The sequence below is a fragment of the Streptomyces sp. LUP47B genome, from assembly GCF_001746295.1.
Classification (GTDB): domain Bacteria; phylum Actinomycetota; class Actinomycetes; order Streptomycetales; family Streptomycetaceae; genus Streptomyces.
Genome location: NZ_MJAH01000001.1, coordinates 127,553 through 141,809, shown reverse-complemented (window position 1 = coordinate 141,809; position 14,257 = coordinate 127,553). Strand labels below are relative to the sequence as shown.

At 68.6% G+C, this 14,257-nt stretch carries 10 protein-coding genes and 1 pseudogene; 7 read left to right on the top strand and 4 right to left on the bottom strand.

Annotation, left to right across the window (positions count from 1 at the left end):
* The first annotated feature begins 443 nt into the window (after positions 1–443).
* Both BFN33_RS49115 and BFN33_RS00615 read left to right on the top strand, forming a co-directional pair.
* Positions 444–1,507, top strand: a pseudogene (locus tag BFN33_RS49115) (helix-turn-helix domain-containing protein).
* Entirely contained in the window at positions 1,507–2,547 is a 1,041-nt protein-coding gene (locus BFN33_RS00615; RefSeq protein ID WP_069757857.1) for a hypothetical protein, read from the top strand. The pseudogene BFN33_RS49115 and the gene BFN33_RS00615 overlap by 1 nt, the downstream one beginning before the upstream one ends.
* A 167-nt stretch (positions 2,548–2,714) precedes the next feature.
* On the opposite strand, the gene BFN33_RS00610 is transcribed toward BFN33_RS00615, so the two are convergent.
* From BFN33_RS00610 to BFN33_RS53865, 3 genes are all read right to left on the bottom strand, one after another.
* The gene (locus BFN33_RS00610) at positions 2,715–3,296 is read right to left on the bottom strand and encodes an SMI1/KNR4 family protein (protein WP_069757856.1); all 582 of its coding nucleotides are present in this window, start codon (positions 3,294–3,296) and stop codon (positions 2,715–2,717) included.
* Between the two features lie 153 nt (positions 3,297–3,449).
* Positions 3,450–4,982 (bottom strand): hypothetical protein, encoded by a 1,533-nt coding sequence (locus BFN33_RS00605; protein ID WP_256122567.1) that lies wholly within the window; start codon positions 4,980–4,982, stop codon positions 3,450–3,452.
* Entirely contained in the window at positions 4,979–5,248 is a 270-nt protein-coding gene (locus BFN33_RS53865; RefSeq protein WP_256122566.1) for a hypothetical protein, read from the bottom strand. Before BFN33_RS53865 ends, BFN33_RS00605 begins: the two co-directional genes overlap by 4 nt.
* Before the next feature lie 616 nt (positions 5,249–5,864).
* Between BFN33_RS53865 and BFN33_RS00600 the strand changes: the two genes are divergently transcribed.
* The 5 genes from BFN33_RS00600 (at position 5,865) to BFN33_RS00575 (ending at position 12,895) form a co-directional block, all read left to right on the top strand.
* Entirely contained in the window at positions 5,865–7,349 is a 1,485-nt protein-coding gene (locus BFN33_RS00600; protein WP_069758868.1) for a site-specific integrase, read from the top strand.
* A gap of 20 nt (positions 7,350–7,369) precedes the next feature.
* Positions 7,370–9,079 (top strand): hypothetical protein, encoded by a 1,710-nt coding sequence (locus tag BFN33_RS00595; RefSeq protein WP_370743251.1) that lies wholly within the window; start codon positions 7,370–7,372, stop codon positions 9,077–9,079.
* Entirely contained in the window at positions 9,076–11,223 is a 2,148-nt protein-coding gene (locus tag BFN33_RS00590; protein ID WP_069757854.1) for an integrase, read from the top strand. Before BFN33_RS00595 ends, BFN33_RS00590 begins: the two co-directional genes overlap by 4 nt.
* A complete protein-coding gene (locus BFN33_RS00585) occupies positions 11,220–11,630 on the top strand; it encodes a hypothetical protein (protein ID WP_069757853.1) in 411 nt (136 codons plus the stop codon). Before BFN33_RS00590 ends, BFN33_RS00585 begins: the two co-directional genes overlap by 4 nt.
* 812 nt (positions 11,631–12,442) lie before the next feature.
* Complete coding sequence (locus BFN33_RS00575) at positions 12,443–12,895, top strand: transposase family protein (protein WP_069757851.1); 453 nt, start codon at positions 12,443–12,445, stop codon at positions 12,893–12,895.
* Positions 12,896–12,968: 73 nt separating this feature from the next.
* Here BFN33_RS00575 and BFN33_RS00570 read toward each other — a convergent pair whose 3' ends face one another.
* On the bottom strand, positions 12,969–14,255 hold the full coding sequence (locus BFN33_RS00570; protein ID WP_069757850.1) for a cytochrome P450: 1,287 nt from the start codon (positions 14,253–14,255) through the stop codon (positions 12,969–12,971).
* Positions 14,256–14,257: the final 2 nt, after the last annotated feature.

Here is a 14,257-nt window from a genome sequence, read left to right as displayed (position 1 = left end):
CCCGGACGCTGCTGGGGAAACGGGGGACCTCCTTGAAAGACTTCGTCACGGTCTGCGCGGCTGCGCTCATCAAGCACATGCGGGAGGGGTCCTGGCCGCTGGTGGGTGACGCCCTCGTCACGTTCCTCGTCGACAACGAACCGGGCAGCGTAACGCGCGCAAAGGAGGTCCGGCAGGGCTTGGAGCGGGCACGCGGTGACCTGCTCCAAGCCCTCGAGCGTGGCGAGGAGGAGACGGCTGCCGATGTGGAAGCAGAACTGCGGATGCGCTTGCGTCGTGTCCTGCGCGACCGGCCACGTGCAAGCACTCCACTCCGGCTTCTGGTGAGCCAATTCCTGCCGGCAACCGGTGGGCCAAGGGAACCCGGCCTCCGAGTCGGTCAGCCTCATGTGGTCTCCGCAGCGCCCTCTCGCGAAGTTTAACGCCGCAAGGAGGTCGTCGCGGTGCTGCTGTTCCGGGGCGGCCCCATCTTCGAGAGTTCCATTCCGCTGTCGGTGTTCGGGATCGACCGCCAGGACGCGGGCGTGCCTCGCTACCGCCTGCTGGTGGCGGCCGGCGAGGAAGGCCCGCTGTCGACCACAGGGGGCCTCGAACTCATTGCGCCGCACGGTCTGGACTCGATCTCACGCGCCGGGACGGTCGTGGTGCCGGCGTGGCGTTCGATCACCTCCCAACCGCCGGAGGAAGCGCTCGACGCGCTGCGCCGCGCGCACGAGGAAGGCGCCCGCATCGTCGGCCTCAACACCGGGGCGTTCGTCCTTGCCGCGGCCGGTCTGCTGGACGGCCGCCCGGCGACGACGCACTGGATGTACGCACCGGCGCTGGCCAAGCGCTACCCGTCGGTCCATGTGGATCCGAGAGAACTCTTCGTCGACGACGGAGACGTCCTGACGTCCGCCGGCACCGCGGCCGGAGTCGACCTGTGCCTTCACATCGTGCGCACCGACCACGGCAACGAGGCGGCCGGCGCGCTCGCTCGCCGCCTGGTCGTTCCCCCACGCCGGACGGGAGGCCAGGAACGCTACCTGGACCGGTCGCTGCCGGACGAAGTTGGCGCCGGCCCGCTCGCGGAGGTCGTCGCCTGGGCGCTGGAGCACCTGCACGAGCAGTTCGACGTCGAGACGCTCGCGGCGCGCGCGTACCTGAGCCGGCGCACCTTCGACCGGCGCTTCCGTGAACTCCCGGGAAGCGCCCCCATGCAGTGGCTGATCACTCAGCGGGTTCTCCAGGGGCCCAGCGCTTGCTGGAGACCTCCGAGTACTCCGTCGACGAGATCGCCGAACGCTGCGGCTTCCGATCGCCGACGTCCCTTCGCGCCCACTTCCGCCGCCAACTGGGCTCCTCCCCGGCCGCGTACCGGGACGCCTACCGCGCTCGTCACCCCTTGGGCGGGACCCTGCACACCTCACCCGGGCCTTCGCCCGCCCCGGACGACGACGAGTGGCCGGCCCCGCCGCCCATCCCCCCGATCGCTCCTGTCCGTGCGCAACGGGGTGCTGGCGCCTGATGGGAGACATCGCCAAGGGGGCGCTTGGAGGTGCCTGGAGTCTGCTGGTCGGGTGGGTGCTTCCCACCGCGCTCAACCTCGCCATCCTCACCACGACCCTGCTCCCCAGCCTTCGCAAGGTTCCGCCGTTCGAACACGTATGGAGCCTGGCTGCAGGACGCGGCGCACTGGCCTTTCTCACCGCCTCGCTGATGCTGGGGTTGGTCCTCAACGCCCTGCAGAACCCTCTCTACCGCATCCTGGAGGGCTACTTGCTGTGGCCCTCGCTCGCGTACGTGTACGGCTGCCGCCGTCATCAGGCCATCCGACGCGGCCTGACCGACCGGCTTCTGCTCATGCGTCTCGAACGCCGTGCCGCAGAGACCAGCCTCTCCGCCGTCGACAGAGCAGACCTCACCCTCCTACGTCACAGCCCTCACCTGGCCCGCTACCGCGACCTTGACCAGCGCAGCACCGTCACCCGCCGGGCTCTCCTGCAAGAACGCCTCGCCCGCTACCCCGTCGGCGACGGCCACCTGGCCCCGACCCGGCTCGGCAATGCCATCCGCCGATTTGAGGTCTACGCCTACGACCGATACCTGCTGGAATCGCAGCTCCTGTGGAACGAGTTGACCGCCACCGCCCCCGAACAGGCCCGCCGCCAGGTCGACACCGCACGTACCAGCGTCGACTTCTTCGTCTGCCTGCTCTACGGCCACCTCGCCGTACTACTCGCCGCAGCCGTCACCCTCACCTCCACTTCCACCGGCGCGCCGGCCGCAGCGACGACCGCTGTCGTCCTCGCCGCCCTGGTCCCCGTGTGGTACCGCTGTGCCGTCAGCGCCACGGATGAATGGGCGGCCGCCGTACGGGCCTTGGTCAACGTCGGACGACACCCCCTGGCCGCATCGCTCGGCTTGGATATCCCCAGGGAACTCGCCGCCGAGCGCACCATGTGGTCCCTGGTCTCCCGGCTGCCACGCATTCCCTACCACGAACACGCAGCGGCTCTAGACCACTATCGCCGCTCACCTTCTCCCACCACCAACGACACGGCATGAGGGCGCGGCTTGCCCGCGAACACGCGCATGAAGGCGGGAGTCCGGAGTCACGAGCGCGTGCCGTCAGTGAGCCAGGGGTACCGCTCGGACGGTTCTCCGGCGCGGCGGCGCGCAAGGTAAGCCATGAGTCCGACCATGACCTCGAGGCCGTCGCAGCGGCCTGAGCATCAGAATTCCCAGTCCAGTTCATCCTCGTCGACCGCGAGAGGCAGGTAACCGTCCACCGCCTCGCCGGTCTCCAGAGCCGTGGCTGTCGCATCCAGGAGAGCCGGGAGCGTGGCCCACATGGGGTGGCGCGAAAAGGAGCATCCAGTTTCATGATCGGCCTTGCCGATCCTTCCGCGGCGACGATAGGAGCGCTGGTCGATGATGAGGTAATCCCCTCCGCCGTTATAGGCGATAGGGATCCACTGCGCATGCCACCACGGCCCGTATTCCCCATCCGGGTCGCCTTCCTCTGCTCCCGCCAGCACCTCTCCGTAGATCCTCATGCGTGTCTGCCAGGCACTGGTGATGCCCTCCACCCCAAGCAGGGACCAGAACGGCGGCAGCAGGTCGCGGTGGCCCATGCCGTTGTGCCGCAGCAAGGACTCCACCAAGGGCTCGGGGAACGGCCGACCGATGGCTTGTTCGGCCACAGCAATTGCAGAGCGCTCCGCCGGGGGGTCAAGAGCAGCAAACGTACGAGGCGTGTACTGGGCGAGCCAAGCCTCTATACGGGCCCACGACTCGGCAATCGACGAAGTCATCCTGGGATCCTGCCAGTTCTGACGCGCCGCTGAACGGGAGAATTTGAGATGGGTTCGGAATCGTCTCGGCCGGTGTCGCCGTCGCTTGCGCGGCCAGCGCGGAGTCCTGTGACCTTCCCCAAGACACGGACGTCGATGACCGAGGCCACCGCCTCATCTGCCTGTGCCCTCCGGCGAACTCGCGCCAGTAGGTGAGGCCTTGATGCTGTCGAGCAGCTGCCCAATAGTGATCTTCTCGTCCCGGGGACCATAGTCGAGGGCCTTGAGCAGGGCCTTCCACCTTTCGGGCTGGTTGCCGCAGAGGTCAAGCAGACGGGGCAAGGCGAGGTTGGGCTCGGTGGCGACGTCCCTAGCGGGCAGCTGGCGCAGGTGCTGCAGGGTGTGGTGGCGGGATTTGAGGACGGCCCGGTGAACCTCCCCTTCCGTCCACACGCCGTCAGTCTCGGGAGCGTCCAGCCACGACTGCAGCACGGCGCCCGGGTCAGCGTGGCCATCGAGTTCATCGTCGGTCAGCAGCCGCAGTACGGCCTCGGTCTCGTCGGCCGGCGCGAGGCCGGCCGCGGCGGCGCGCAGCCAGTCAGGGACGTCGTGCTGGTGGCAGATCCAGGAGAGTTCGAGCGGGTGCAGCATGGGGAGCGCGTCGGTGACCGCGGTGCGCGGGGTGTGCGGATTGCTGGCGAGGGCGATCAGCGTTTCGGCACGGCGGTGCTGGTAGTTGCTCTCCAGGAGACGGACCGGAGTGAGCAGGTCGGTGCCCTCGGTGATGCGATCCAGCTGGGCGCTGGGCGGACGGGAGACGACGGTGGGCTGTTCCAGCGTGGTGAGCAGGGCGCAGGCCTTGGCCAGGTGCGTGGGGTTGGCGCTGAGCAGTGCCAGGTCCTCGGCCACTGTGACGCTCTTGTAGCGCAGATCGTCCTTCGGCTTGTGGGGCGGGGTGAGCAGGCGGCCGCGGCGCACGCATTCGTCGGCGGCCGCATGCAGCTGCTCGGCCACGATGTCGAGGAGGCGGGGGTTGGAGCGCACCCGGTCGGCGATGCGGTGCAGGCGGTGGCGGGCGGTGATGCTCGGCTTGGGCAGGCCGGCCATCTCTGGCAGACACAGGGCGGGCAGGCAGGCCTGGAGCAGATTGTCGTTGAGTGACAGTCCTGGCTCCCGGTTCTCTTGCGCATCGTCGTGGATGCCGCGCATGAGGAAGGAGCTGCCGGTTTCTGCCTTCTTCCGGTTGAGGTCCTGCTCCGCTTCAGCGTGGTCCAGGAGGAGATGCTGCACGGCCGTGCCGAGGGTGGGGTGGTCGACCAGCTCGCGCCAGCGTTCGGGGCAGGTGGCGAGGATGTGCCAGGAGGCGCCATCGCCGAACTCATGCGGCATGCTCAGCCCGGGGTGTTCGGAGATCTCCCATCCGGTGTGGGGGCCGGGGTTTTGAAGGAGGTGGGCGAGCGGGGTGAGGGCATACTCCAGCACCGCATCCAGTAGGGCCGGCGGCACGGGCGGGTACTGCTCGGCATTCGAGCGGTAGCGGTTCGGGTTCCACGCGCTGACGACCTGCTCGAGCTCGGTGTCGGGGAAGTGGCAGAGCAGGCCGATGGCGTCGTCGATTTGGTCAGGGTGGCGGGCCAGGCCGATGGCCAGTTCAGGTGTCGGGGGGCGGGTGCGCAGGATTGCTGGAAGGTCGGCCGCGGTGATCACGCCCTGGTCGCCAGGTCGGCGATCTGTTTGTCGTCGGCCTGCTCCAGCAGCCGCCGGCGCAGCGCAGGATCGGTCGTGCGCGGCAGCAGGGCGGGCAGCGCGTCCGCGAAGGCCTTCTTACGCCACTCTTCGCCGCGGTTGTCGATGCCGTAGAAGGCGCGAGAGGGCGCACACAGCGCCTCGATCACCGTGGGCAGAGCCTCCGCCGGCAGGCCCTCGGTGGCGGCGAGTTGCTGCCACAGCGGATACGTCCCAGCGTTCACCATGTTCGGCCCTCCCCATAGCCATTGACCCGGCGTGACCAGCCAGTCACAGCAGACCGTACGCGGCCGGACCTGCCAGCCGGCCCGGATTTCGCCAAATGGGTCTCCGAGGCGTGGCCGTGGCTGGACAGGATCAGGGGTTCGGGTCTGCCGTCGGTGGGGATGGAGGTGGCAGCATCGAGTTCAGGAACTGACTCACCGTGCGGGGGTGCGGAGTTGGGCAGTGGCGGGTTACCGGTCGGGGACCGGCGGCGGATCCAGACGGCGGTGCTGGGATCGACGGATTCCCAGCAGCCTCTCGTGCTGCCGCTGGAAGCGATCGAACTGGACGAGTTCCGCAAGCAGTACGAGGGCCAGACGTTCTGGTGTGGAAGCTGGCTGGGCGGCTGCGGCCGGCAGCTGACGACGAAGCTGTACGTGGATCGCGTGTGCCACTTCGCCCATCACCCCGACACGGACACGACGCGGACGCCGTGTGCGCGCCGGGCCCGGGACGTGACCAGCGCCGATCACCTCTACGTGAATTCCCTGATGATTGAGCGAGTTCAAGCTTCAGGGGAGGTGCCTGTTGAGGGCGTGGTACGTGGCCAGGGTCCCGGACCCGGGGCGGTGGGGGACGATGCCCGCGGAGGGGGTTCTCGGCGTCGGGGACCTGCCGGAGGCGGTCGCCCGAATCGGGCTTCGTCCGGGGGATCCGGTCTTCGTAGGGCCGGACGGCATGATCGATGCGGACCTGTTGGACTTCGTTCGCTCCAAGGCGTTCCGAAATCTGGAGCCGGAATCAAAGCGCAACTACGCCACCGACATTCGTCTGTTACTGGAATTTCTGTCCTCCCGCGGCGTGCCGTGGCGCCAGGCGAGTGAACAGGACCTGGCCGATTACCGAGACTGGCGTTGCTCGGCGCCGGCAAATCCGGAGCGAATCAGCGGTACGAAGTGGAACCGGGAGGGAGCCGCGTTCACCAAGCTGTTCCGCTGGGCGAAGGTCTCTCCGCTGCCTGTCGACCTCTCCCGCCGGGAGGACCGGGCCCCGGACTCGGTCAGCGCACGGGTGTCGTGGCTGACGCCGCGGACCTGGGCCCTGTGGTCGGACATCGGACTGCGCGGTCACGCGGCTGGCGGGGGCGCTGCACCGGGTTGGGATGCGCGGACGGAGCTGCGGAACACCAGTTTCGTGCAACTGCTCCTTAGTTCCGGACTTCGCCGGCAGGAGGGCGGGGCGCTGCTGACATTCGAGGTTCCGACCCAGCGGCTTCGCTCCGGCCGGTACTGCCACGGCCGGGTCGCGGGCGCCGTCACCAGGTCGAAGTGCGGGCGAGTCTTCTACGCCTCGGTCGATGCGGTCGGTCAGGTCGAAGCGTATGTGGCGTCCGAGCGGGCCTGGGCAGTACAGCGCGCTCAGGCCGCGGGCCGCTACGAGCGGCTGCCTGAGATTCGGCTGCTCACGAAAGTGACCCGTGGCCCGAAGCCGAAGGTCGAGTGGGTAGACCGGGACGGCGTCGCTGGGGGCCGCGAGCTTGGTCTGCTGGGCTGGCGAGAGCGTCAGTGGCTCTTCCTGGATGGCCCGGAAGGGCCCGAGCCGGCCTGGTTGTGGCTGACCGAGCAAGGGCTTCCGATGCTCCCGGGCCGGTGGAACGGCGTGTTCAGGAGCGCGAATCTGCGTTGCGACGAGGTGCTGCTCGCCCCGGCGGAGCGGGTGGTCAAGCGGGAGCTGCGGCTGGCAGATGTCCGCGGGAAGAGTCCCTACGCGACCCCTCACGCCGCGCGGCACTCATTCGCGCTCTACATGCTCATCGTGCTGAACCAGCTCATGGAGACCCGCTACGGGCTCACCGCGGCAGACCGGCGGGACTTCGCGCTGCTGTTCGGCGACCCCTGGTGGTTGGTGAAGACCCTCCTCGGGCACGCGGACGTGGAGGTGACCAAGCGCCACTACCTCGCGCCCGTCGCGCACCTGCAGCTGGAGTCCATCCTCGCCACTGCTGAGATCACCGACGGCCAGGGCGCGGTGGGAGGCGAGGGCATCGACGACGTGTTCACCCGGCTGGCTCGGGAGACGGCCGGCATCCAGGACGTCGACACGCTGCTCAGGGTGACCGGATGAGCGGGCGGGGACGGAGGGCCGTGTTGCCGCCGGCCGACTATCGCACCGGACCGCCGCGTCCCCTGGACGGACTGGTAGTGACGGTAGGCAACAAGGCCGGCGAGAAGAAGGAGTTCGACTTCGCGAAGCTGCCCGCCCCAGAGCGTATGCAGCACTCGCTGGCCGCGCTCTTTGCTGCCCAGTCCCGTCGGTGGACGAGCCACTCCTCCGCCGACCACTACTGGAACCAACTGCTGGTCTTCGTGCGCTTCCTTTCCCGCCTGGACAACCCGCCTCAGGATCTCGACGGCCTGACCGCCGCCGCCCTGAAACGCTGGCGCGAGCGGAACATCAAGACCAACACGGGCAGGATCACGCTGGCCACCATTCGGGTCCTGCTACGCGCGGACCCGAGGCTGCACACCGGCCAAGTGGCCGAAGAGCTCGCCCGCCGGGTGCCACAGGGAACGCCGAGCAAGCAGTCGTACGAGGATGCGGAACGCGAGCAAGTGCTACTCACCGCGCAGCGCCAGTTCCGCGCCGCCTGGATGCGCATCCGGGACAACACCATCGTCCTGGAGCGCTGGCGGCTCGGGCAACTGCCCGAAGGCAGCCATGAAGCGCAGCTCGGCCAGATCCTCGACGTGATCGCGTGCACCGGAGACGTGCCCCGCGCACGGCGGAGCGATGGCCTGACCAACCTGAGGCACCGTGGTCTCCTCGGCGGGGGCAGCGTCGAACGAACGTGGGGCCGGCTGTTCTTGACCCGGCACGAGCTGACTGCCCTGGCCGTGCTGCTGACCGACCGCTTTGCCTGGAATCTGTCCGTCTACGACCGCATGCCCGCGCCCACCCGTGCGCCGTCGGTTGGTGAGAGGACGACGGTGACATACCTGGTGCAGGTGGAGAAGCGACGACCCGGGGCGGGCCGGTGGTTCAGCACGGAGAACATCACCGACTCGGGAGCCGCCTCCCCGGGACGTCTGATCACACAGGCCCTGGACGCCACCGCACACGGCCGCGCGCTCGCCGCGAAGCTGGCCCCCGGCACCGACCTGCTGATGACCGCACGCCTGCAACAAGTCGGGCGCGAGCGCCGCGATCTGGATCGCCCACCACGCATCGGCCCCCTGGTCTTCGGTGTCTCCCGTGTCGACGCCACCAGCTGGGCTCGAAGCCACGGGCTGAGCGGATCGCCGTTCCAACGCACCAGGCGCACGACGGTCACCCGCGAGGGCAGACCCATGCAGCACACCCAGGGCACCCACGAGAGCGTCTACGTGCTGCCCGACCAGCGAGTCCAGCGAGCATCCCAAGCAGTCTTCGAAGCCGGCGCCCACGAAGCACTCCAGCAAGCGCAGGCAACCGTCTTCGGCGGACACCTCGCACGTGAGCCGAACCCCGCGCATCACGAGACCGCGACGGCCGATTGCGAGGACGACACCACCAGCCCCTGGCCCGCCCCGGACGGGGGCTGCGCAGCGGACTTCCTACTCTGCCTGGCCTGCGGCAACGCCCATGTCCACCCCGGTCACCACCCCCGCCTCGCCCATCTGCATCAGCAACTGATGAGCCTTCGCTCGGTGCTGCCCGATCACACCTGGACGGCGCGCTGGCACGACCACCTGCTACGCCTGAACGACATGCGCGACAGAGTGGGCCCAGCCGCCTGGAATGCCGCGCTGGGCCGGGTCAGCGACCGGGACCGCACGGTCGTCGCGCTCCTACTGAAGGGAGAGCTGGCCTCGTGACCTCCGCCCTCGTCGATGAAGTCGACCCGTACGTGCTGCCCATGCCGACGCCGGATTCCCCCGTCGTGATGGACCGGTGGATCAGCGCCGGCAACCGGCACCCCAACGGCCGCTACGCTGATGCGGTCTGGCCCTTGGCGCCACTCATCGACAATCCGGGCGCCACACTCTCCAAAATCCATTGGAGCAGGTGCCCGATCGGGCTGCGCGGCCAGTTGAAGCTGCCAGCCTGGACCATGATCAACGGCGAGCTGCGACCCACCGTTGTCCAGACCCGCGGACACCGCGCACGGACCCGCGGCTCCGCCGACGACATCCTGGAGACATGCCGCGAGTGGATCCGCCTTGCGCACTGGGCGCACGAGCGCGGCATGTCCGACCTCGGAGCTTTTACCGACGAGTGGTGGAGCGCATACACCACGGAGCGCTGGCAGAGCGGCATCACACGCGCTTACTCCGAGAAGGTCCTCGCCCGGCTGACCGACCTATGGGCCTACGACCAACTCGCTGCCCACCCCTCGGGGATCCCCCGACCTCCCTGGGACACCGAGGGCGTCGACGACTACCTGCCCTCCGCCACCGGTGAAGGCGGCCGTGAGAACACCACCGAACCCTTGGACCCGCAGGTCATCGGCCCACTGCTGGTCTGGGCCGGCCGCATGGTCGACGACCTCGCCGAGGACATCCTGGCCGCCTGGGCCGAACGGCGCCGGCTGCTCAGCATCGCTTCCGCCAGCACCGCCACCCCCGCGGGACGCGCCCGAATTGAGGAGACCCTGCTGCCCCTCATCACCTCCGGAGCCCCGATACCCAGCACAGGATGCGACGGTGGCCACACCCTGGCCCGCGCTTTCATCGCCGCAACCACCGGTGCCAGCCTCGGCCAGGTCGATCGCTTCAAGAAGCAGCACGGGTTGACCAACCTGGCCGCGTACCGGCCCGGCCCATGCCCACTGGACGTTCCGGTTACCGGCCAGGTCGCCGGACGCCCCTGGCGCCAGAGCCTCGACTTCAACGAGGCCGCCGACCTGATGAAGCACCTCGGCACGGCCGCCATGATCATCATCCTCTATCTGACCGGCATGCGGCCGCAGGAAGCGCAAGGCTTGCGCTCCGGGTGTTGCCCTGACCCGGCGCCCCGATCCGACGGCACCCCTGGACGCCACCTCATCCGCAGCCATCACTACAAGGAGGTCACCAACGACAACGGCCACCACATCTCCGCTGGCGTCGAGCGGGGGGTCCCCTGGGTCGCCATCGCCCCTGTCGTCCGCTCGATTCGCATCCTTGAGCGCATCGTCCCCGAAGGGGAGCTCCTTTTCAGCGCCGCCCATCACGACTTCCAGGGGGTCAAAGCCCACCAGGGGGCGCTGAAGAACGGGACTCTGAACCGCCGCATCGGCAGCTTCGTCGCCTGGGCCAACCGCGAAGCCGTCGCCCAGGGCCTTCCGGAACAGGCCATCCCCCAGGACCCGCACGGTGAGCTCGGCATGGCCCGGTTCAGACGTACGCTGGCTTGGCACATCGCCCGCCGCCCGGGCGGGCTGATCGCCCTCGCCATCCAGTACGGCCACATGCGCACCGTCCTGGATGCACGCACATCCACCGGCTACGGAGCCCTCGGCCGCCGGGGCATCCACGGGGTGCTCGATGTCGAGACAGCCCTTGCCGCGGCCGACACCGCCGCGCGTCTTCGTGACCGCATGGCCGCCGGTGAGAAGATCTCGGGACCGGCGGCCCGTCGCGCTGTCACCGGCGCGACCCAAGCCCCGCACTTCGAGGGCCGCATCGTCCCCTCCACGTTCGCGAGGAAGGCGGCCGCCTATCTCGCCCGGGACGGCATTGTCCTGTTCGACAACTCCGACGCCCTCCTGATCTGCGCATTCAAGCGCGAGACGGCATTGTGTGAACCGGCAGCGAACGCGACCTCGCCGAATGTGGTCGACTGCCGGGCGGGCTGCGGAAACATGGCCCGCACCGACACTCATGCCAGTCAACTGCGTGATCGTGCCGACGAGATCGACCAGCTCGCCGCGCATGCACCCATGCACATCGGCAACCGGCTGCAGGCCCACGCCGCCCGACTCCGCCAGGCCGCCGTTACCCACGCCGCCACTGCCGAGACCGCCGAGGTCCTGAGATGACCGAGCAACCCACCGACGAGCGCACGCGCATCCGCGAGGCGATGGACCGCCTCCTGGCCGGGCAGGCCACCGCTTCCAATGGGAGTCTCACCATCGCGGCCCTCGCCGTCGAGGCAGACGTCCACCGCATGGCGCTGATGAAGCGGCACGCGGATCTGAAGAACGAATTCTACGAACGGGTACGCACCGAAGCGCAGCAAGTCCCCGAGGCGGAGCGCCGACTGCGCGAGTCCGTGGTCAAGCTCAAAGAGACCGTCTCGAACCAGCGAAGGGAGATCAAGGAACTGCGAGAGCTAGTCACCCGTCTCACCCTCGCCGCCGCGGTCCTGACCGACCAGCAAAGCCAGTCGGCGCCCCGCTCGCAGGTCCCAGACAACGTCGTTGCCTTCCGTCCGTCGGAGCAATGAAGATCTGCCATCCTGATTTCCGCTGGTCAGCAGGGCTGGTGTGAGGTCTCCGCGGGGTTCTCGTGCTGGTCGGGCGAGAGATCGTTAGCACGTGATCGTCCGTCACGGGCGGCCTCTGGGATTCCCGGGGCCGGGGCAGCGGGCCGCTGCATAGCCTCCTGGTGGGAGGTGTGTATGACGGAGTGCTGACATGGACGGTCCAGCAACGGCTTGAGCTGGAAGGACGGGCTGAGCTGCTCCGCAAGGAACTGTCCGGGATCGAGTCGCAGTTGGCCCGGCTGGAAGCAGCCGAGGTGGTGTTCGGGCAGTGGGCCGAGGCAACCGATGGTGGACGTCGGTCGTCGGGCATCGTGGAGCCGGAGCCGGAGCCGGAGCCGGAGCCGGAGCCGGAGCCGGAGCCGGAGCGTGTCGTGGCGGGGCCGGGTACGGGCGGGATGCGTCTGGTGCCGGACCGGTCCGAGGGGATGGGGGTGGAGTCCCTGACCCCGGAGTATCGGCGGATCATGGAGATCGTGGCCGGGGCGGAGGGTCCGGTGATGGCCAAGGACGTCGCTGGGATGCTGGGTCGGGAGCTCACGCCGGGCAAGGTCGAGCCGGTCCGTGGCCAGCTGTGCAAACCCGCTGGCGCAAGGTCAGTTCCGGAACCCAGGCGGTCATCGTGCTCGCCGTGCTCCGTCACGACCAGCGTCTTGCCGACATGGCCGGCGGCAACGCGGTCTCCGCCTCCACCGTGCGCCGCTGGGTGATGGAAGTGATCCGCCTGCTGTTCGCCCGCGCCCCGCGCCTGGACCGCGCGCTGAAGAAGATCGCCCGTGCCGGCGGGGTCGTGGTCCTGCTGGGCGGCCCTCATCCGCACCCGGCGCCGCACCGGGAAGGACAACCGGAAGAACTACAGCGGCAAACACAGGTCCCATGGCCTGCTGTTTCTCGCGCTGACCGACGAGCAAGGCAACGTGATCTGGATCCCGGCGGCGAAGCCGGGCCGGTCCAGCGAGATCACCACCGCCCGCCACAACAAGATCACCGGACACCTGCGCGAGGCCGGTCTCGGAGCCCTGGCCGATCTCGGACTCGTCGGCCTGGACGACGACCCCGACGACCACCCGGTGATCATCACCGGCCGCAAGGCCACCCGCAACCACCAGCTCACCGACGCGGAGAGAGAAGCGAACCGCCTGCTCAACCGCGAACGCGCCGCCGTCGAGCACGGCTTCGCCAACCTGAAATCGGTCATCGTTGCAATCCTCGAGACGGAGTTCGCTTGACAACAAACATGAGGGGCTGGCCCTTGGGCTCGTGCCCACCTTCGTGAGCCGCCGTGCGGATGGGCCGCTGCGATCAGGCGAGGGTGACTTCGACGGGTAGTTTCTTGATGCCGTTGACGAAGTTGGAGCGGACGCGCGGGACATCGCCGACGAGGCGGATGTCGGCGATCCTGGGGATCAGCTCCTCGAACATGATGCGGATCTCGGTGCGGGCGAGCAGGTTGCCCAGGCACAGGTGGGGGCTGCCCTTGCCGAAGGTGACGTGGTCGTTGTCGGCGCGGGTGACATCCAAGTCGTACGGGTTGCCGAAGGCCGCCTCGTCACGGTTGCCGGAGGCGTACCACATGACGACCTTGTCGCCCTCCTTGATCCGCTTGCCGCCGAGTTCGACGTCCTGGGTGGCGGTGCGGCGGAAGTGGTAGACGGGGGAGGCCCAGCGCAGGAACTCCTCGACCGCGCCCGGGATCAGGGACGGGTCGTCCTTGAGGCGGGCCAGCTGGTCGGGGTGCTGGAGGAGGGCCAGCATGGAGTGGGTGATGGTGTGGCGGGTGGTCTCGTTGCCGGCCACGACGAGGAGCAGGAAGTAGTTGTCGAAGTCCTGTGACGAGAGCGGCACACCGTCCTTCGGGATGGTGTTCACCAGCTTCGACACCAGGTCGGTGCCGTCGCCGCCGCGCCGCTGCCGGGCCAGCTCACGGCCGTACTCGAAGACCTCCAGCGAGGCAGGGGAGCGGAAGGGCAGGTGCCGGTACTGCTCGCTCTCCGCGCTGTCCAGCAGGACATCGGCGTAGTCGGGGTCGGTGTTGCCGATGATGCGGTTGCCCCAGTCGATGAGCTGCTGGTTGTCCTCCGGCGGTACGTCGAGGAGGCGGGCGAGGACGTTGATGGGGAAGTCGGCGGAGATCTCTTTGACGAAGTCGAAGGTCCCCTTGGCCAGCGCCGCGTCCAGCGTGGTGGCGGTCAGGCCACGCAGGAAGTCGGTGTAGCTGTTGATGACGCTCGCGCCGAACTGGCGCTGAAGCAGACTGCGCAGCGCGCGGTGGCGGACACCGTCCAGCTCCAGGATGGAGGCGCGGGTCTTGATCTGATCCTCGTCGACCTCTTCGAGGTTGACGAACTTCGTGGAGGTGAAGGTCTCGGCGTCACGGTCGACGCGGGCGATGTCGGCGTGGCGGGTCACGGCCCAGAAGCCGGAGTTGGGGGCGTCCTCGGGCTGCCAGTGCACCGGGTCCTGGTGGCGCAGGGTGTGGAACATGCGCCATGGGGTGATGCCGTCGGTGAAGTTGTCCAGATCGGCGAGGTTGACGTCTGCCAGTGGCATCGGTTCGTTCACGGCGGCGGTCGGTGTCTCGGTCGTCATCG

Coding starts and splice junctions, on each gene's coding strand:
- BFN33_RS00615 (WP_069757857.1), top strand. CDS start 1,507: ATGGGAGACATCGCCAAGGGGGCGCTTGGAGGTGCCTGGAGTCTGCTG.
- BFN33_RS00610 (WP_069757856.1), bottom strand. CDS start 3,296: ATGACTTCGTCGATTGCCGAGTCGTGGGCCCGTATAGAGGCTTGGCTC.
- BFN33_RS53865 (WP_256122566.1), bottom strand. CDS start 5,248: ATGGTGAACGCTGGGACGTATCCGCTGTGGCAGCAACTCGCCGCCACC.
- BFN33_RS00600 (WP_069758868.1), top strand. CDS start 5,865: ATGCCCGCGGAGGGGGTTCTCGGCGTCGGGGACCTGCCGGAGGCGGTC.
- BFN33_RS00585 (WP_069757853.1), top strand. CDS start 11,220: ATGACCGAGCAACCCACCGACGAGCGCACGCGCATCCGCGAGGCGATG.
- BFN33_RS00570 (WP_069757850.1), bottom strand. CDS start 14,255: ATGACGACCGAGACACCGACCGCCGCCGTGAACGAACCGATGCCACTG.